The 17,309-nt window shown below is 70.2% G+C and carries 19 protein-coding genes; 9 read left to right on the top strand and 10 right to left on the bottom strand.

Going from position 1 to position 17,309, the window contains the following annotated elements:
• Positions 1 to 67: 67 nt before the first annotated feature.
• Genes FHS07_RS12055 through xseA form a run of 7 tightly spaced genes read right to left on the bottom strand, consistent with a single transcriptional unit; the run spans position 68 to position 6,562 of the window.
• Complete coding sequence (locus FHS07_RS12055; protein ID WP_183420120.1) at positions 68 to 724, bottom strand: response regulator transcription factor; 657 nt, start codon at positions 722 to 724, stop codon at positions 68 to 70.
• Positions 721 to 2,136 (bottom strand): sensor histidine kinase, encoded by a 1,416-nt coding sequence (locus FHS07_RS12050; protein ID WP_183420119.1) that lies wholly within the window; start codon positions 2,134 to 2,136, stop codon positions 721 to 723. The genes FHS07_RS12055 and FHS07_RS12050 overlap by 4 nt, the downstream gene beginning before the upstream one ends.
• A gap of 46 nt (positions 2,137 to 2,182) precedes the next feature.
• A complete protein-coding gene (locus FHS07_RS12045; protein ID WP_183420118.1) occupies positions 2,183 to 3,577 on the bottom strand; it encodes an aspartate ammonia-lyase in 1,395 nt (464 codons plus the stop codon).
• A 34-nt stretch (positions 3,578 to 3,611) separates the two neighbouring features.
• A complete protein-coding gene (locus FHS07_RS12040; RefSeq protein WP_425488152.1) occupies positions 3,612 to 4,283 on the bottom strand; it encodes a carbonic anhydrase in 672 nt (223 codons plus the stop codon).
• The gene (locus FHS07_RS12035) at positions 4,280 to 4,912 is read right to left on the bottom strand and encodes a DUF4245 family protein (RefSeq protein WP_183420117.1); all 633 of its coding nucleotides are present in this window, start codon (positions 4,910 to 4,912) and stop codon (positions 4,280 to 4,282) included. The genes FHS07_RS12040 and FHS07_RS12035 overlap by 4 nt, the downstream gene beginning before the upstream one ends.
• The gene (locus FHS07_RS12030; protein ID WP_183420116.1) at positions 4,912 to 5,139 is read right to left on the bottom strand and encodes an exodeoxyribonuclease VII small subunit; all 228 of its coding nucleotides are present in this window, start codon (positions 5,137 to 5,139) and stop codon (positions 4,912 to 4,914) included. Before FHS07_RS12030 ends, FHS07_RS12035 begins: the two co-directional genes overlap by 1 nt.
• A gap of 10 nt (positions 5,140 to 5,149) precedes the next feature.
• Entirely contained in the window at positions 5,150 to 6,562 is a 1,413-nt protein-coding gene (gene xseA / locus FHS07_RS12025; RefSeq protein ID WP_183420115.1) for an exodeoxyribonuclease VII large subunit, read from the bottom strand.
• A gap of 141 nt (positions 6,563 to 6,703) precedes the next feature.
• Between xseA and FHS07_RS12020 the strand changes: the two genes are divergently transcribed.
• The 5 genes from FHS07_RS12020 to FHS07_RS12000 all read left to right on the top strand — a co-directional run bounded on the left by FHS07_RS12020 (position 6,704) and on the right by FHS07_RS12000 (position 10,206).
• A complete protein-coding gene (locus FHS07_RS12020; RefSeq protein WP_183420114.1) occupies positions 6,704 to 7,765 on the top strand; it encodes a 4-hydroxy-3-methylbut-2-enyl diphosphate reductase in 1,062 nt (353 codons plus the stop codon).
• Complete coding sequence (locus FHS07_RS12015; protein ID WP_183420113.1) at positions 7,762 to 8,337, top strand: DUF6264 family protein; 576 nt, start codon at positions 7,762 to 7,764, stop codon at positions 8,335 to 8,337. Before FHS07_RS12020 ends, FHS07_RS12015 begins: the two co-directional genes overlap by 4 nt.
• 65 nt (positions 8,338 to 8,402) lie before the next feature.
• Complete coding sequence (locus FHS07_RS12010; protein WP_343054702.1) at positions 8,403 to 8,909, top strand: sigma-70 family RNA polymerase sigma factor; 507 nt, start codon at positions 8,403 to 8,405, stop codon at positions 8,907 to 8,909.
• Entirely contained in the window at positions 8,906 to 9,607 is a 702-nt protein-coding gene (locus FHS07_RS12005) for a zf-HC2 domain-containing protein (protein ID WP_183420111.1), read from the top strand. Before FHS07_RS12010 ends, FHS07_RS12005 begins: the two co-directional genes overlap by 4 nt.
• Positions 9,608 to 9,660: 53 nt before the next feature.
• Complete coding sequence (locus FHS07_RS12000) at positions 9,661 to 10,206, top strand: MOSC domain-containing protein (protein WP_183420110.1); 546 nt, start codon at positions 9,661 to 9,663, stop codon at positions 10,204 to 10,206.
• A 222-nt stretch (positions 10,207 to 10,428) separates the two neighbouring features.
• On the opposite strand, the gene fbaA is transcribed toward FHS07_RS12000, so the two are convergent.
• Positions 10,429 to 11,457 (bottom strand): class II fructose-bisphosphate aldolase, encoded by a 1,029-nt coding sequence (gene fbaA, locus FHS07_RS11995; RefSeq protein WP_055953545.1) that lies wholly within the window; start codon positions 11,455 to 11,457, stop codon positions 10,429 to 10,431.
• 177 nt (positions 11,458 to 11,634) lie between these two features.
• Here fbaA and glpX point away from each other — a divergent pair, with 177 nt between their 5' ends.
• Positions 11,635 to 12,624: a class II fructose-bisphosphatase gene (glpX, locus tag FHS07_RS11990; protein WP_183420109.1), complete on the top strand. Its 990-nt coding sequence runs from the start codon at positions 11,635 to 11,637 to the stop codon at positions 12,622 to 12,624.
• Between the two features lie 261 nt (positions 12,625 to 12,885).
• Positions 12,886 to 13,098: a hypothetical protein gene (locus tag FHS07_RS11985; protein ID WP_055953550.1), complete on the top strand. Its 213-nt coding sequence runs from the start codon at positions 12,886 to 12,888 to the stop codon at positions 13,096 to 13,098.
• 24 nt (positions 13,099 to 13,122) lie between these two features.
• On the opposite strand, the gene FHS07_RS11980 is transcribed toward FHS07_RS11985, so the two are convergent.
• Together FHS07_RS11980 and FHS07_RS11975 are read right to left on the bottom strand one after the other, a co-directional pair.
• The gene (locus FHS07_RS11980; RefSeq protein ID WP_183420108.1) at positions 13,123 to 14,460 is read right to left on the bottom strand and encodes a DNA recombination protein RmuC; all 1,338 of its coding nucleotides are present in this window, start codon (positions 14,458 to 14,460) and stop codon (positions 13,123 to 13,125) included.
• A 55-nt stretch (positions 14,461 to 14,515) separates the two neighbouring features.
• Positions 14,516 to 15,109 (bottom strand): exonuclease domain-containing protein, encoded by a 594-nt coding sequence (locus FHS07_RS11975; RefSeq protein WP_183420107.1) that lies wholly within the window; start codon positions 15,107 to 15,109, stop codon positions 14,516 to 14,518.
• Positions 15,110 to 15,359: 250 nt separating this feature from the next.
• Between FHS07_RS11975 and FHS07_RS11970 the strand changes: the two genes are divergently transcribed.
• A complete protein-coding gene (locus tag FHS07_RS11970) occupies positions 15,360 to 16,109 on the top strand; it encodes a class I SAM-dependent methyltransferase (RefSeq protein WP_183420106.1) in 750 nt (249 codons plus the stop codon).
• Positions 16,110 to 16,201: 92 nt separating this feature from the next.
• Complete coding sequence (ychF, locus tag FHS07_RS11965) at positions 16,202 to 17,275, top strand: redox-regulated ATPase YchF (protein ID WP_183420105.1); 1,074 nt, start codon at positions 16,202 to 16,204, stop codon at positions 17,273 to 17,275.
• Positions 17,276 to 17,309 lie beyond the last annotated feature (34 nt).

Raw genomic sequence — 17,309 nt, 5'->3', positions numbered from 1 at the left:
TCTCCCCAGAAACCCCCGGTGCCCCCCGCCGGGGGTTTTCGGGGTCCACGGCACCGCGGGCGGCGACTCACTCCCAGCGGTAGCCGGCCCCGCGCACCGTGACGATATGCCCCGACCCGACCTTCGCGCGCAGATACCGCACGTAGACGTCGACGACGTTGGATGACGGGTCGAAGTCCATCCCCCAGACGCGGCTGAGCAACTGCTCGCGGCTGAGCACCTGTCCGGCGTGCCGCAGGAACTCCTCGGCGAGGGCGAACTCGCGGGCGCTCAGATCGATCTCGCGACCGGCGACCGTGGCGCGCCGGGCGAGGATGTCGAGCGAGACATCGCCGTGGCCGATCGTCGTCGAGCCCACCGTGACCGGCTCGCGGAGGCGCGAGCGCACGCGGGCGAGCAGCTCGTCGAACTTGAAGGGTTTCGCGACGTAGTCGTTCGCCCCGGCGTCGAGACCGTCGACCGTGTCGCGCGTGCTGGTGCGCGCGGTGAGCATGATGACCGGGATCGTCGACCCCTGGCCGCGGAGGCTCCGCAGCACCTCGAAACCGTCGAGGGAGGGCAGCCCCACATCCAGCAGCACCAGGTCGACCTCGCCGGCGAGTGCGGTGTCGAGCGCATCGGCTCCGTCGTCGACGATGAGCGTCTGGTAGCCCGCGGACTCCAGCCCCTTCGCCACGAAGGAGGAGATGCGCTCCTCGTCTTCCGCGATGAGGATGCGGGTCATCCGGTGGCCTCTCTCTGCATGACGACGTCGCCCGCGCGCACGGGCGTGGGGAGTTCGGCCGGCGTCTGCGCACCGGCCACGGGGATGTGGAGCACGACCGTGGCGCCGCCGCCGGGGGTGTCCACGACGGCGCAGTGTCCGTCGTGGGCTTTGGCGATGGCATCGACGATCGAGAGGCCGAGACCTGAACCTTCGACACCCCGACGGGTGGACAGGCGATCGAAGCGGCGGAACACGCGATGGCGGGCGGCCGGGGGGATGCCGGGACCATGGTCCCGGACCCACAGGTGGGCGGTGCCGTCGTCGACGGAGCTGCCGATCTCGATGGGGCTGCCCTCGGGGGTGTACTTCGCGGCGTTGTCGGCCAGCTGGAGCCATGCCTGCACCAGACGGTCCGCGTCGCCACGGATGCGCGCGCGGGCTCGCTGCTCGACGCTCCAGGTGTGTCCCGCGATCGCTCCCGCGAGTTCGGCGACGCGGTCGGTGAGGGCGCCGACGTCGATGACGGCGTCCGACAGCGCACCGGTTTCGATGTCGGCGAGGGCGTCGATGTCGTCGACGAGGCGCGAGAGGCGGTCGAGCTCGGCGATGCCGAGGTCGCGTGTCTCGGCGACGTCGTGCGGGTCGGCGGGGTCCATCATCTCGAGGTGGCCGCGGACGATGGTGATGGGCGTTTTGAGTTCGTGCCGAACGTCGTCGAGCAGCTGGCGCTGCGCGTCGACCGACATCGCGAGGCGGTCGAGCATGGAATTGACCGACACGGTGAGATCGGAGATCTCGTCGTTGCCGTGTGCGCGGATGCGGGTGCCCAGGTCGTCGATCGTGATCGCGTCGGCGGTGGCGCGCAGGCGCCGCAGCGGCGAGAACAGGCGGCCGGTCACGAAGTACCCCGCGACGCCGACGAGGATCAGCACCGCCAGTGCCGTGATGCCGTAGGTGACGGTCGAGAGGTCGACGAGCTCCATCCGCTGATCGACCGAGATGACCTGCACGACGGTGCCGCCGCGCGCCGGCACGGCGGCGTAGAGGAGGGGGCCCTGATCGCTGTCGAGGCGCCCCGTGAGACGCCCATCGGCCAGCACCCCGACGAGGGATGCCACAAGCTCGGCGTCGTCGGCCAGGCGCAGGCCCGGGGGTGAGGGCGTCGCCGCCAGCACCTGGCCGTCAGCGAGGGCGAGCGTCCCGTCGGTGCGGCCCGGGATGGCTGCGGCGACGAGGTCAGCGGCATCCTGATCGCTCGTGGACACCGTCGAGACGAACCCGTCGAGCTGACGCTCGGCGTTGGCGATCACGCGGTCGCTCTGCACGAGGAACGTGACGCCGCCGGCGAGGATCATGCCGAGCAGCACGACGCCGAGGATCGCACCGAGAAGTCGCACGCGCGTCGAGACGGGTCTCGTCGCGGGGCTCATCCTCCGATTATGGCGCGCCTCGGCGTCGTGGACGTGCGTGGGGTGCTCAGCCGGGGTGCGTCATCGACAGCAGGTCGAGCTTGGCGTCGAGCACCTCTTCGGTGATCTCGCCCCGTTCGACGTAGCCGAGGTCGATGACCGCCTCGCGCACGGTGATGCCCTTCGCGACGGAATGCTTGGCGATCTTGGCAGCGGCCTCGTAGCCGATGACCTTGTTCAGCGGCGTGACGATCGAGGGCGACATGCCGGCGAACGCCTCGGTGCGGGCGACGTTGGCCTCGAGGCCGTCGATGGTCTTGTCGGCGAGCACCCGCATGGCGTTCGAGAGCAAACGGATCGACTCCAGCAGCGCCGTTCCCATGACGGGGATGGCGACGTTCAGCTCGAACGAGCCCGACGCGCCGGCCCAGGCGACGGTCGCGTCGTTGCCGATGACGCGTGCGCAGACCATGAGGGTCGCCTCGGGGACGACCGGGTTGACCTTGCCGGGCATGATCGAGGAGCCGGGCTGCAGGTCGGGGATGTGCAGCTCGCCGAGACCGGTGTTCGGTCCCGATCCCATCCAGCGGATGTCGTTGTTGATCTTGGTGAGCGACACGGCGATAGTGCGCAGTGCGCCGGACGCCTCGACGAGACCGTCGCGGTTCGCCTGCGCCTCGAAGTGGTCCTTCGCCTCGGTGATGGGCAGCTCGGTCTCGGCCGCGAGCAGCTCGATGACCTTCTGCGGGAAGCCGAGGGGAGTGTTGATGCCGGTGCCGACCGCGGTGCCGCCGAGGGGCACCTCTCCGACGCGGGGGAGAACCGCCTGCACGCGCTCGATGCCGAGGCGCATCTGACGGGCGTAGCCGCCGAACTCCTGGCCGAGGGTGACGGGGGTGGCGTCCATGAGGTGGGTACGACCCGACTTCACGATGCCCTTCCACGCCTGGGCCTTGGTCTCGAGCGCCACCGACAGGTGCTCGAGAGAGGGGATGAGATCGGTGATGAGGGCCTGGGTGACGGCGATGTGCACCGAGGTGGGGAAGACGTCATTCGACGACTGCGACGCATTGACGTGATCGTTGGGGTGAACGGGAGAACCCAGGATGCCGGTCGCCAGTGTCGCGAGCACCTCGTTCATGTTCATGTTCGACGAGGTGCCGCTGCCGGTCTGGTAGGTGTCGACGGGGAACTGCGCGTCGTGGCGACCGGTGACGACCTCGTCGGCGGCCTGGGCGATGGCATCCGCGATCTGCCCGTCGAGGGTGCCGAGTTCTTTGTTGGCGAGGGCGGCGGCCTTCTTGATGCGCGCGAGGGCGGCGATCTGCGTCGATTCGAGCCCGGACCCGGAGATGGGGAAGTTCTCGACGGCGCGCTGCGTCTGCGCGGCGTAGAGTGCGTCCTTGGGCACTCGCACTTCACCCATGGTGTCGTGTTCGATGCGGTACTCGATGTCGGTCACGTCGTCGTTCCTCCAGGTCGGTGTTCGGTGGTTCTCAGCGGCGGGCGGTTTCGACGCGATCGTCTACCACGTCGCCCACGATGACGACGGGGAACGCTTCTCCCTCGTCGAGTCGATAGTTGGCGCCCACGACGGCGGTGCGGCCCTCGGCCACCGCCTCGCTGATGAGTTCGGAGGCGCGCAGCAATTCGGCGACGGTGTGGCGCAAATGCTCGCGGCCGACCTGCTCGGGGTCCACGTGCTCGGGCAGGCGCCCGTCTACCGCACTCGCCCGCTGCACGCGGCGCACGGCCGGCACGATGGGGGCGATCTGACGCCAGATGTAGGCCGGCAGGGTCGGGGCGTCGAGGCCGGTGCTGTCGATCGCGGCCCCCACGGCGCCGCAGGCGTCGTGCGCGAGGACCACGATGAGCGGCACTTCGAGCACGCCGACGGCGTATTCGAGGCTGCCGATGACCGAATCCGAGATGACCTGGCCGGCATTGCGCACGACGAACAGGTCGCCGAGCCCCTCGTCGAAGATGATCTCGGCGGCCAGGCGCGAGTCGGAGCAGCCGAACAGCGCCGCGGTCGGGTGCTGCGAGCTGGCGAGCTCGGTGCGACGCTCCACGTCTTGCCGGGGGTGAGCGGGGGCCCCCGCGATGAATCGCTGGTTTCCCTCCACCATCTGCTGCCACACCTGACGGGGGGTCATGCGCTCGCTCACGGGACCTCTCTCAACTGCTCGACCTGGTCGGTGACGGATGCGGCCGCCAGGGCCGCCGTCTCGGGGGCTGCGTCGCCGTAGACGAGCACGTAGTCGGGGCCGGCCGGCGTGGCCAGGGCGTAATCGATGTTCCCCGTGCCCGACGGGTTGGCGGGCCGGTAGATGTTCCAGGTGATGCCGTCGATCTCGGTGGTCTCGGTGCTGCGAGTGCCGTCGAGCACCTGACCGACCCACGCCTCGTCGGCGTCGAACCCCTGTGCCACGCGGAGGAAGCCCGTCTCGCCGGAGCGGACGTAGACCATGGTCCACGCCTCGGTGCCTCCGACGCCCTCGACGGTGGCCTGGTTGACACGCCACCCCTCGCCGAGCGAGGGCGACAGCACGGGGCGCCCGCGCTCGGCTTCGAGCTCTGCGGCCAATGCCGGGACGTCGGGCGCGGGACGCGGGGCCGGTTCGCCCCGCGGAACCGCGGCGATGACGACGACCACGACCGCGATGATCACGAGCAGCGCCGCGATGAGATTGCGGAACGTCTTGCTCGAGCGGTAGCGACGCGAGAACTCGGCCTTGCGGTCGGCTGTCTCTTGCGGGGTCTCGGGGCGACCGAGGTGCGCGACGACGCGGGCCATCACTCGTCTCCTTCGCCACGGGCCGCGTCGAGCCGGCGTTTCGCGCCGAGCAACCACTCTTCGCAGCGGGCGTACAGCTTCTCGCCGCGCTCCCAGAGGGCCAAGGATTCCTCGAGAGTCGGTGCGCCCTGCTCGAGTTCGGCGACGACGCGCACGAGCTCGTCGCGAGCCTGCTCGAACGAGAGGGACGCGACGTCGGCGGCGGAGCCGGGGGTCGTCGCGGTCATGGCATCCATTCTAGGCGGGACCCACCGACACCCCGTCGCCGGTTGCCTCGGCGTCGAGCGGTCGTTCCGCGGGTGCCGGGGCGTCGGAGCGCTCCGTGGCGACCGGCTGTCGCTCGCCGGCCCCCGCCGCGGTCGACGCGGTGTGCGCGACGGCGTCGGGGACGACCCCCTCCGAGCGGGCGGCCACGCTGCCCTGTTCGACCGTCACGCGCAGCACGGTCCCCACGGGCGCATCGGCCGCGTCGCGCAGTACCGAACCGTCGGGTAGTTGCGCGATGGCGTACCCGCGGGCCAGCGTCGCGAGCGGCGAGAGCGCGCGGAGCCCCGCTCCGAGCTCGCTCGTGCGACGCCGTTCGCCCTCGATGCGGCGGTCGACGATGTCGCGGCCGCGGTTCGAGAGCATCCACAGCTCCTGCGCCCGTGCGGTGAGCATCGAGTGGGGTGTGCGCAGCGCCGGGCGCGAGCGCACCTGCTCGAGCTGGGCGATGTCGTGCAGCACCCGCTGGGTCAGGCGGCCCGTCAGCCGCGCGCGCAGTTGCGCCACCAGCGCCCGCTGCTCGCTGACGTCGGGAACGACGCGCTTGGCGGCGTCGGTGGGGGTCGAGGCGCGGACGTCGGCGACGTCGTCGAGCAGGGGTCGGTCGTTCTCGTGGCCGATGGCGCTGACGATCGGAGTGGATGCCGTGGCCACCGCGCGCAGCAGCCGCTCGTCGCTGAAGCCGAGCAGTGTCTGCGGATCGCCGCCGCCGCGCGCGATCACGATCACGTCGACGTCGGGGTCGGCGTCGAGTGCCTTCAGCGCCGCGATCGTCTCCGGTACGCAGCGCTCGCCCTGCACGGCGGCATGCTTCGTGCGGAATCGCACCCGCGGCCAGCGCAGCTCGGCGTTGCGGTGAACGTCTTTCTCGGCATCCGAGTTCTCGCCCGTGATGAGGCCGATGCAGTGGGGGAGGAAGGGCAGCTTCTTCTTGCGGACGGGGTCGAAGAGCCCCTCCGTTCGCAACTGCACGCGCAGGGCCTCGAGGCGCTCGAGCTGCTCACCGAGGCCGACGTGGCGCATCGCCGAGATGGAGAACGAGAAGTCGCCGGTGCGGGGGAAGTAGTCGGCCTTGACGCAGGCGACGACATGGTCGCCCACCTTGAGGTCTTTCGGCAGACGGTTCAGCGTGCTCGACCAGATGCGGAACGCGACGGTCGACTCGGTTCCCAGGTCTTTCAGGCGCCCGAACACGTTGCCGCCGCGGCGGTTGAAGGAGGTGATCTCGCCCTCGACCCACACCGACCCCCAGCGCTCGATGAAGCCGCGGATCGTGTCGTTGAGGCGGGAGACCGAGGTGGGGGCGTCGGTGCGGGAGTCGCGCGGGTGCACGCTGTCGGCGGGCGGCGCCTGCCCGGCGACGGTCTCGGGCTGGAAGGAGGTCATGTCACTCGCTCGGATGCGCGTCGGCGGCGGGGGATGCGTGATCCGGGAGGTTCTCGGACGGGAAGAGGCTCATCGTATCCATGCGGGTCTCGGTGGGGGAGGTTCGGCCGGCGTCCAGGGGCACCCCGGTAGAATCGCGGGGTGAGCTCACCTGCCGTGCACCTGCCCGTTCCCCGCATCCCGGGTCGACGCGGGCGGCTCCAGGATATCCCCGTCGTCGGACAGAAGAAGGTGCTGCTGGCCGCACCCCGTGGATACTGCGCGGGTGTCGATCGCGCGGTCATCGCCGTCGAGAAGGCACTCGAGCGCTACGGCGCCCCGGTGTACGTGCGCAAGCAGATCGTGCACAACATCCACGTCGTCACCGAGCTCGAGAAGAAGGGCGCGATCTTCGTCGAAGAGGTCGACGAGGTGCCCACCGGGTCGCACGTCGTCTTCAGCGCCCACGGTGTGTCGCCTGCTGTGGTCTCCGCGGCATCCGATCGCGGACTCCAGGCGATCGACGCCACCTGCCCGCTCGTGACGAAGGTGCACCGCGAGGCCGTGCGCTTCGCGCGCGACGACTTCGAGATCCTGCTGATCGGCCACGAGGGCCACGAAGAGGTCGAGGGGACGGCCGGCGAGGCCCCCGAGCACGTCACCGTCGTGAACTCCCCGGAGCACGCCGACGAGATCGAGGTGCGCGATCCGTCGAAGGTCGTGTGGCTGTCGCAGACCACCCTCTCGGTCGACGAGACGATGGAGACCGTGCGCCGCCTGCGCGAGCGCTTCCCCCAGCTGCAGGATCCGCCCTCCGACGACATCTGCTACGCCACGCAGAACCGCCAGGTAGCGATCAAGAAGGTCGCCGTCGGCGCTGATCTCGTGATCGTCGTGGGCTCTGCCAACTCCTCCAACAGCGTTCGCCTCGTCGAGGTCGCGCTCGAGTACGGCGCGAAGGCGGCCTACCGGGTCGACTACGTCGACGAGGTCAAGCAGGAGTGGCTCGAGGGTGTTCAGACCGTCGGCGTGACCAGTGGCGCCTCGGTTCCCGAGGTGCTCGTCACCGAGGTGCTCGAAGAACTCGCCGGCGCGGGCTACCGCGACGTCGAAGAGGTGCGCACCGCCGAGGAAGACCTCATCTTCTCGCTCCCCAAAGAGCTGCGTCAGGATGCCAACGGCCAGCGCGACAGCCGCGCGCTCGGCGGGCGGAGCAGCGCGTGAGCGGCGCATCGTCCGAGAACCCCGAGGCCCGGCCGCGCCCGCAGTACGGCGAGTACGCCACCCCCGAGGAGCAGCGCGCACGCATCCAGCGACCCGAGGTGACCGAGGCGCTCGACGCCGGTGTCGCCCCGCAGCCCGAGCAGCCCGCGCCGACGCCCGCACCCGCAGCAGCCGGCCCCCCACCGGGGCCACTGCGCGGGCCGCTCTGGGACCGCATCGTCACGGGTGGTCTGCTGGCCTACGGGCTCGTCTCCACGGTGTCGACCATCGTGCAGCTGCTCGATTTCCCGCGCTACGCCGAGTCGGCCGCCGGCGTGCTGGGCGTCGACGCCACCTACACGAACCTGCAGGCCGGCTACGTCTGGGGCGCCGCCGCCGCACTCGTCTACGGCGTCGGATGGCTGCTCACCGCCCTCCTCACCTGGCGTCGGTTGAGGCGCGGCCGCATCGCGTTCTGGATCCCCATCGCGGGCTTCGTCGCCACCGCACTGATCGCCGGTGTGTGCGTCACCCTCGCCCTGGTCGGCGACCAGCAGTTCATGACGGCCATCATCGGCAGCGTCCCGAACTGAACCGCGGGGCCCGGCATCCCGTGTTCTCCTGAGAGGGTTCCTCGAGACCGGGAGAGGGGATGGGCGTGGTGCGTAACGAGCACGCGCAGCTGACGGCGTTGTACGACGCGCATGCCGTCCCCGTGTGGCGCTACGTCGTCAGCCTGACGGGCGATCACTCCGGCGCCGACGACGTGGTGCAGGAGACGCTCCTGCGCGCATGGCGCACGCCGCGGGTGATGAGCGACGACCCGTCGTCGTTGCGGTCATGGATGTACACCGTCGCCCGCAACATCGTCATCGACGAGGCGCGCAGCGCCCGGCGCCGTCACGAACTGCCCGTCGACGAACTGCCCGAACGCGTGCGTGACGACGATACGGATGCCATGTTCGACGCGCTGCTCGTCGAGGAAGCGCTCGCCACCCTCACTCCCGACCACCGCGCCGTCATCGTCAGTGCGTACTACGGCGGGCGCAGCGTCGCCCAGGCGGCCGAGGAGCTCGGCATCCCCGCCGGAACCGTGAAGTCGCGTCTGCACTACGCGGTGCGGGCGCTGCGGCTCGCGCTGCAGGAGAGAGGGGTGACCCGATGACCTCCGATCATAAGCGCCTGTCCGCCTCGGACGGCGCCTACGTCCTCGGAGCGCTGAACGCCTCCGATCGAGCGGAGTTCGAGGCGCATCTCGCCGTCTGCGCCGAATGCCGCGCGGCCGTCACCGAACTCGCGCCGACCGCCGGCTTGCTGTCGCGGCTGTCCGTCGAGCGGGCGCGTGGGGTGGGGGAGTCGACCGGCCCGGTGCCGATCACGGTGCCCCACCCGTCGTTGCGGGGTCGCTTCGTGCGAACCGCGCGTCGACGGCGCGCGCGCCGCATCACCGCGTGGACGCTGGCGGCATCCGTCGCGCTGGTCGCGATCGCCGTGCCGAGCGTCATCGCGGTGGCCGGTGCGGTGCAGCCGTCGGGGACCGTCTATGCGCTCGACGACATCGGGGGCGCGCCCCTCGAGGCGTCGGTCAAGCTCACCTCCGTGCCCTGGGGAACGCGCATCGACCTCGTGTGCCAGTACACCGGTCAAGTGCTCGATGCGCCGCCCGGCGGCTGGCCGTACGCCCTCGCCGTCACCGACGACGCGGGCTCGACGAGCGTGCTGTCGACGTGGCGCGCCGGTCCGGGATCGACGACCGAGCTGAGCGCCGGAACCGACCTCGCCGCCGCGGACATCGACGCGGTCGAGATCCGCACGGTCGACGGCGACCGGGTCGTGATGCGGCGGACGTTCGACACGCCGTGAGCCGGCGGTGCGGGGCGGGAAACGACTGCCGCGTGGACGTTTAGCATCGACGCATGCCTCGTCTCGTCGCCGTCTGCGCCGTCCACACCCTGCATCCGGATGCCGGATCCGTCGGCGTCACCGCCATCGACAAGCGCCCGATCGAGGGCGCTGTGCGCGTCGGGAAGCTGGGCGTTCGCGCCGATGTGCAGGCGAGCCGGAAGCACCACGGCGGTCCCGACAAGGCGGTGTACGCCTACGCCCAGGAGGACGCCGCGTTCTGGGAGGGCGAGCTCGGCCGAGATCTCGACGCGGGATGGTTCGGGGAGAACCTCCGCGTCGAGGGGCTCGACGTCAACGGCGCCCGCATCGGGGAGGTCTGGCGCATCGGCGACACCGTCGAGGTGGAGGTGACGATGCCCCGCACCCCGTGCGCGACGTTCGCGCGGTGGGTCGGCGGCTCCGTTGCGCGCGGGTGGGTGAAGCGCTTCTCCGACGAGGGTCGCCTCGGCGCGTACCTGCGCGTGCGCCGGGCCGGCGACGTACGGGCGGGGGATGCCATCGAGGTGTTGTCGGTACCCGAGGGCGCGCCGACGGTGATCGAGGTGTACCGGAGCTGAGACGCGGCCTCTCGGCATCCGGCCGCCCGAGGCGGGGTGCGCGCACAACGGCGGGGCGTTTCGGCGACGAGCCGCTGCCGGGCGCGTGAGATCGGCGTGTCGCGGAGCCGAGCGGCCGTTGTGCGCGGCGGGCGCGTCTTTTCACCTCGGGCTCGGGCCAGGGCATCCGGAAACGACGAACGCCCCGGCACGGAGACCGGGGCGTTCGCTCGAGAGGGTGTGTCAGCTCTTGGACTGGCCGTACGAGCCGAGCTGCTTGGTGGCCTCGACCACGCGCACGGCCATTGCCGACTCGGCGACCTTGCCCCAGGCGCGGGGGTCGTACTGCTTCTTGTTGCCGACCTCGCCGTCGAGCTTGAGCACGCCCTCGTAGTTCGAGAACATGTAGCCCGCGATCGAGCGCGTGAAGGCGTACTGGGTGTCGGTGTCGATGTTCATCTTGACGACACCGTTGGCGACGGCGAGGGCGATCTCGTCGTCGGTCGAGCCGCTGCCGCCGTGGAAGACGAGGTCGAGGGGCTTGGGCCCGGTGCCGAAGTGCGCGGCGATGCCTTCCTGGATCTCGCCGAGCAGCTCGGGGCGGAGCTTCACGCCACCGGGCTTGTACACGCCGTGCACGTTGCCGAAGGTGAGGGCCGAGATGTAGCGGCCGTTCTCGCCGAGACCGAGGCGCTCGACGGCCTTGGTGACGTCGGCGACCGTGGTGTACAGGGCGTCGTTCGAGCCCTCGTGCTGAACGCCGTCTTCTTCGCCGCCGACGACGCCGACCTCGATCTCGAGGATGGCGTTGATGTTCTTCATGCGGGGGAGGAGATCGGCGGCGATGTCGATGTTCTCGTCGAGGGGAACGGCCGAGCCGTCCCACATGTGCGACTGGAAGATGGGGTTGCGGCCCGCCTTCACCTCTTCTTCGGAGGCCTCGAGAAGGGGGAGGACGAAGCCGGGCAGGGCGTCCTTCGGGCAGTGATCGGTGTGCAGGGCGACGGTGATCGGGTAGTTCTTGGCGACCTCGGTCACGTACCGGGCGAATGCGAGGGCGCCGGTGGCACGGGCCTTGACGGTGTGGCCGGCGAAGTAGTCGGCGCCACCGGTGGTGACCTGGAGGATGCCGTCGGAGCCGGCCTCGGTCAGGCCCTGGAGCACCGAGTTGATGGTCTGCGAGCTCGAGACGTTGATCGCGGGGTACGCGAAGCTGCCGGCCTTGGCGCGGTCGAGCATGTCGGCGTACTGCTCAGGGGTAGCGACGGGCATGGAGGTGCTCCTTGGTGTTGTCGGGACACCGTCAGCCTAGCGAAGGCGTCGGATCGTGACACGGCGCGCGCGACAGGAACCGGTCACTTCTGCGGAATCGTTAAGAAGCGCGATTCCTTCGCCTCGGAAGCAGTGAAATCCCGCGATTGTCGCCGCTCTGCTGGATACAGTGGCCCCATGGTGAGCCTGACTGCCGACATGAGCCCTTTGCACCCCGACCGCAACCTGGCTCTGGAGTTGGTGAGGGCGACGGAAGCGGCATCCATTCGCGCCGTCCCCTTCATCGGGCGAGGCGATAAAGAAGCCGCCGACGGCGCCGCCGTCGACGCGATGCGCGCCTTCTTCAGCACCGTCAACTTCGACGGCACGATCGTCATCGGCGAGGGCGAGAAGGACAACGCGCCCATGCTCTACAACGGGGAGCGCGTCGGCAGCGGCCGCGGCCCCCAGTGCGACGTGGCCGTGGATCCGATCGACGGCACCTCGCTGACCGCAGCCGGTCGCCAGAACGCCCTGTCGGTCATCGCGGTGTCCGACCAGGGCACCATGCTCGAGGCGTCGAGCGTCTTCTACATGGACAAGCTCGTGACCGGTCCCGCAGGCGTGGGCGTCGTCGACATCCGCCTCCCGATCGGTGAGAACATCCGCCTTCTGGCGAAGGCCCTCGGCAAGCCCGTCGACGAGATCGTCGTCTCGGTGCTGAACCGCCCGCGGCACGAGCAGCTCATCGCCGACATCCGCGAGGCCGGCGCCGGCACCCGCCTGATGAGCGACGGCGACGTGGCCGGCGGCATCAACGCCGCCCGTCACAACGCCCGCACCGACATGTGCGTCGGTATCGGGGGCAGCCCCGAGGGGATCGTCACCGCCTGCGCGATCAAGGCGCTCGGCGGGCACATCCAGGGCGTGCTCGCGCCTCGCACCGACGACGAGAAGGAGAAGGGCAGGGATGCCGGACTCCTGATCGACGGCGAGGTGTACGAGGCCGACGGTCTGGTGAAGGGTAAGAACACGATCTTCGTCGCCACGGGTGTGACCGACGGCCAGCTCGTGCAGGGCGTGCGTCGCGAGGGCGACTTCCTCTACACCGAGAGCGTTGTTCTGCGCGGGGCATCGGGGACCTTGCGCCGCATCACGTCGGAGCACCTGACGTCGAAGTGGTTGTGACGCTCGCCCATAGGGCCTGAGCGACGGATCTCGCGAGACGGCATCTCGCTGACCTGGCCGGTTGCCTCGTGCAACCGTCTCGTCGGTGGGGTGCCGTTTCGACGTTCCGGGGCGGCCGCGCGGCGGGCGGGTGCCGTGCGCAGGTACAGCCGGGCGTGTCGTGACGCAAGTGTGACCGGTCCGTCGCGAGGACTCTGGCAGAATCGTCAGCAGTGTCAACGGCGACTCTGTGTTCTTCCGAGACCCGAAGGGGGATCGTCCGTGACTACAGCTCCGACGAACCAGACCGCACCTCAGACAGGTGCCCAGGCGGTCATCGCCAGCGCCGTCGACCCGGCCCGCCGCCCCGACGTGCTGCTGCGCGTGCGCCGCGCCGAAGGCCACGAAGTCAGCGCGTGGTGGATGGTCGGCGCCTTCGTCGGCGTCTCCGCCGCCGTCATCAGCCTGCTGAGTTGGGTGCCCGGCGGCGCCTGAGCCGCGGGTTCGCCGTCACACCGGTCAGGCGTCATCCGCCAGTCCGGCCCTCTCGCGCACGTGGCCGAGATCGGCTCCCGGCAACCGCGGGGGCGAAATATCCCGATCCGTCGGCGTCAGCGACGACTGCGGCTGGTCGGAATCCAGGTCGAGCATCTCGGGTGCCGTCCACCGTCGGGGTACCGCATCGAGGGCGTCGGGAGCCGCGACCACGTCGAGCTTCGTCTCGTCGATCCCGGGGAACTTGCGTGCGGTGACGAGTACTCGCGTCTCGAGCGATCCCGCGAACTTGTTGTAGCTGTCGACGGTGCGCTCGATGGCGCGGCGCAGGTCGCCCGCGTGGCTCGCGAGGACGCCCACCCGGTCGTAGAGCTCGGTGCCGAGGGCGAAAAGGGTGCGAGCCTCGTCTGAGACGTCTTGCTGCGTCCAGGTGAAGGCGACGGTCTTGAGCACCGCCCAGAGGTTGACGGGAGAGGCGAGGGCAACTCGACGCGTGAAGGCGTAGTCGAGCAGGGTGGGATCTTCGTCGAGCGCGGACGCCAGCAGCGACTCACTGGGCAGGAAGCAGACGACGAATTCGGGGCTCGTGGTCAGGCCCGCCCAGTAGGCCTTCTTGGCGAGCGCGTCGACGTGGGCGCGCACCGCGCGCGCGTGCTTCGTCAGGAGGGCCGCGCGCCGTGCTCCTTCGTCGCCCGAGGCGGTGACGGCGATGGCGCTCGCCTGCAGGTAGGCGTCGAGGGGGACCTTGGCATCCACCGCGAGGGCCTTGCCGCCCGGGAGACGCACCACCATGTCGGGGCGACCTGCGCCGGCGTCGCTGGAGATCGTCGTCTGCAGGTCGAAGTCGACGTAACGGGTGAGGCCGGCCGCCTCGACGACCCGCCGCAACTGCGTCTCGCCCCAGACGCCGCGCGTGGTGCCGGAGCGCATCGCGGAGGCGAGTGATTCGGTGGTGGCGCGGAGAGCCTCGTCGGCCTCGCGCGAGAGTCGCAGTTGCTCACCGAGCGCGGAGTATTGCTCGACGCGGTCGCGCTCGAGGCCGTCGACCTTGCGCTGCATCGCATCCAGCGTGTCGCGCACGGGGTCGAGCGCGCGCAGGACCGTCTGCTCGCGACGCTCACGTTCTTCTCGAGCGGCTTGGTCGGCGCGGGACTGGCCGACCAGTTCTCGGTACAACGCGACCTGATGCTCGAGCTGGGCCTCTACGCCCGCCCGCGCCGTCTCGGCGGCGGCGGCACGCGTGGCCAGCGCCTGTCGCTCTTCCGCTGCGCGCGTGGACGCCCGCGACGACCCCACGAACCACCCCGCGGCGACGCCGAGGGCGAGGGCGAGGATCACGAAGAGGAGAGCGCTGGCATCCATGTTCTGAGCATGCACCACACCTCCGACATCGCCGGAAGGACGCCGCCCGTGGCGCTCAGGCAACCGCGCGTTCGACCGTTTCCACCGCGATCTGCGAGACCCGCACCCCGAGGTGCGCAGCCAGGGCGTGCACGTCGTCGACGCCCGCGCGGCGCGCGCAGTCGATGGTGATCTCCGCGCAGGCGACGGCGTCGGCGAGCGCGTCATGGTGCGCGAAGGGGGAGCACCCGGCCTCGGCGGCGACGAGCGGCAGACGGTACGACGCGAGGGCGTACGTCTTGCGCGACATCTGCACGCTGCAGAGGTAGCGGTAGGGCGGGCACTCGTCGCCCGTCGCAGCGCAGGCCCGACGAAGCACCGACATGTCGAAACCGGCGTTGTGCGCGACCAGCACGTCGGCTCCGGCGAAGGCCGTGAGACGTGCAAGCTGATCGCTCCACGACGGTGCGTCGATCACGTGGGCGGGCTGGATGCCGTGGATCCCGACGTTGATGGGCGCGAAGTGGTCGTGTCCGGCCGGGGGCTTGATCAACCAGGCAGCGGTCGCGACCACCCGGCCGCCGCGCACTCGGGCGAGGCCGACCGCACACGCGGATGCCCCGCTGGAGTTCGCCGTTTCGAAGTCGATCGCGGTGAAGTCCAAGGCCACGCATCCACCCTCACTCGCCGCCGCGTCGTGGGGGTGAGGCGCGCCGGGGTCGGCGGCATCCGGTTCCGATGCCGCCTCAGGGGGAGCGAGCGAGCCACAACGCAGGAGACTTGCGTGCGGGGCCGGGACACACTGCTGCGCCGGTGGCGAGTGGCGCCCGATGTCCTGCGTCGTGTCCGCCCTGACGCCGCGGACCGCGAGACGATGCGGGCCGGACAGCGGTGTCGGAGGGGCGGCGTAGGGTCGGGGCATGACCGACCGCGAGAAGTCGACGTCGTTCGGACGGGCCGCGTCCGCTTACGAGTCCGGACGGCCGGGCTATCCCGCCGAGGCGGTCGCGTGGCTGCTCGGGCCTGTGCTCGAGCGAGGACGCGCGGCGCGGGTCGCCGACGTGGGTGCCGGCACGGGCAAACTCACCCGCACCCTCGTCGAGCTGGGTGCGGACGTGGTGGCGATCGATCCGGATGTCGACATGCTCGCGACCCTGCGGGAGAACCTCCGCGGGGTGCCGACCTTCGCGGGGACGGCCGAGCGACTGCCGCTGCCCGAGGCCGGTCTCGACGCCGTCGTGATGGGGCAGGCGTGGCACTGGGTCGATGTCGAACGGGGGTCGCGTGAGATCGGACGGGTGGTGCGCAGTGGGGGAGCGCTCGGCCTGATCTGGAACGTCCGCGACGACACCGTGGACTGGGTGCGGCGTCTCACGGACGCGATGGGCGGCTCCAACGCCGAGGTCCTCCTCGCCACGACGGGACCCCGCGTCGCGGAGCCGTTCGGTGAGCTGGAGCACCGCGAGTGGCGGTGGGAGCGCAGCATCACGCTCGCTCAGCTGCGCGACCTCGTCGGCTCGCGCAGCGACGTCATCACCGCCGACCCCGAGACGCGCGCACGCGTCGACGCGGCGGTCGAGGTGGTTGTGGCATCCCTTCCCGACCTCGCCGACGGAGGGGCGGTCGCGTTGCCGTACGTCACGCACGCGTTCCGCGCGCGACGACCCTGATCGCGTCGGCGACGTGACGTGCCGGTGCTCGACGCGTCAGCGAGGGGAACCGGGGACGTTGAGCGGGCAGCAGCCGGGTAACCTGGACTCCCGTGGCTCTTACCATCGGAATCGTCGGCCTTCCCAACGTCGGCAAGTCGACCCTCTTCAACGCCCTGACCAAGAACTCGGTGCTCGCCGCGAACTACCCGTTCGCCACCATCGAGCCCAACGTCGGGGTCGTGAACCTTCCCGATGCGCGGCTGCAGAAGCTCGCCGATGTCTTCGGCAGCGAGCGTCTCGTGCCCGCCGCGGTGTCGTTCGTCGACATCGCCGGCATCGTGCGCGGAGCCAGCGAGGGGGAAGGCCTCGGCAATCAGTTCCTCGCGAACATCCGTGAGGCGGATGCCATCGCCCAGGTCGTCCGCGGATTCGCCGACGACGACGTGGTCCACGTCGATGGTCAGGTGAACCCCGCCAGCGACATGGAGACGATCAACGCCGAGCTCCAGCTCGCCGACCTCCAGACGCTCGAGAAGGCGATCACCCGGTACGAGAAAGAGGTCAAGGGCAAAAAGCTCGACCCCTCCGTGCTCGACGCAGCGAAGGCTGCGCAGGACGCCCTGCAGCGGGGCGTGCTGCTCTCGGCATCCGGTCTCGACCTGACGCCGATCCGCGAGTTGGGTCTGCTGACCGCGAAACCCTTCATCTTCGTCTTCAACGTCGACGAGGCCGTGCTCACCGACCCCGCCCGTAAAGACGAACTGTCGGCGCTCGTCGCGCCCTCGAAGGCCGTCTTCCTGGATGCCAAGATCGAGTCCGAGCTGATCGACCTCGACCCCGAGGATGCCGCCGAGCTGTTGGCATCCACGGGTCAGGACGAGTCCGGTCTCGACCAGCTCGCCCGCATCGGCTTCGACACGCTCGGGCTGCAGACCTACCTCACCGCGGGGCCGAAGGAAGCGCGCGCGTGGACCATCCCGCAGGGCGCGAAGGCTCCCCAGGCGGCCGGGGTCATCCACACCGACTTCGAGAAGGGCTTCATCAAGGCCGAAGTCATCTCGTTCGCCGACCTCGTCGAGCTCGGCTCGGTCGCCGAGGCCCGCTCGAAGGGCAAGGCGCGCCTCGAGGGCAAGGACTACGTCATGCAGGACGGCGACGTGGTGGAGTTCCGCTTCAACAACTGATCTCGAGGCGAAGTGAGGCCGACCGCGCTATCGA

Origin of the sequence: Microbacterium proteolyticum (assembly GCF_014192415.1) — a bacterium.
Lineage (GTDB): Bacteria > Actinomycetota > Actinomycetes > Actinomycetales > Microbacteriaceae > Microbacterium > Microbacterium proteolyticum.
The sequence above is the reverse complement of the archived record's forward strand: the minus strand, read 5'-3'. Positions and strand labels throughout refer to the sequence as shown.

Coding starts and splice junctions, on each gene's coding strand:
- FHS07_RS12055 (WP_183420120.1), bottom strand. CDS start 724: ATGACCCGCATCCTCATCGCGGAAGACGAGGAGCGCATCTCCTCCTTC.
- FHS07_RS12050 (WP_183420119.1), bottom strand. CDS start 2,136: ATGAGCCCCGCGACGAGACCCGTCTCGACGCGCGTGCGACTTCTCGGT.
- FHS07_RS12035 (WP_183420117.1), bottom strand. CDS start 4,912: ATGGCCCGCGTCGTCGCGCACCTCGGTCGCCCCGAGACCCCGCAAGAG.
- FHS07_RS12030 (WP_183420116.1), bottom strand. CDS start 5,139: ATGACCGCGACGACCCCCGGCTCCGCCGCCGACGTCGCGTCCCTCTCG.
- xseA (WP_183420115.1), bottom strand. CDS start 6,562: ATGACCTCCTTCCAGCCCGAGACCGTCGCCGGGCAGGCGCCGCCCGCC.
- FHS07_RS12005 (WP_183420111.1), top strand. CDS start 8,906: ATGACCTCCGATCATAAGCGCCTGTCCGCCTCGGACGGCGCCTACGTC.
- FHS07_RS12000 (WP_183420110.1), top strand. CDS start 9,661: ATGCCTCGTCTCGTCGCCGTCTGCGCCGTCCACACCCTGCATCCGGAT.
- fbaA (WP_055953545.1), bottom strand. CDS start 11,457: ATGCCCGTCGCTACCCCTGAGCAGTACGCCGACATGCTCGACCGCGCC.
- glpX (WP_183420109.1), top strand. CDS start 11,635: ATGGTGAGCCTGACTGCCGACATGAGCCCTTTGCACCCCGACCGCAAC.
- FHS07_RS11980 (WP_183420108.1), bottom strand. CDS start 14,460: ATGGATGCCAGCGCTCTCCTCTTCGTGATCCTCGCCCTCGCCCTCGGC.
- FHS07_RS11970 (WP_183420106.1), top strand. CDS start 15,360: ATGACCGACCGCGAGAAGTCGACGTCGTTCGGACGGGCCGCGTCCGCT.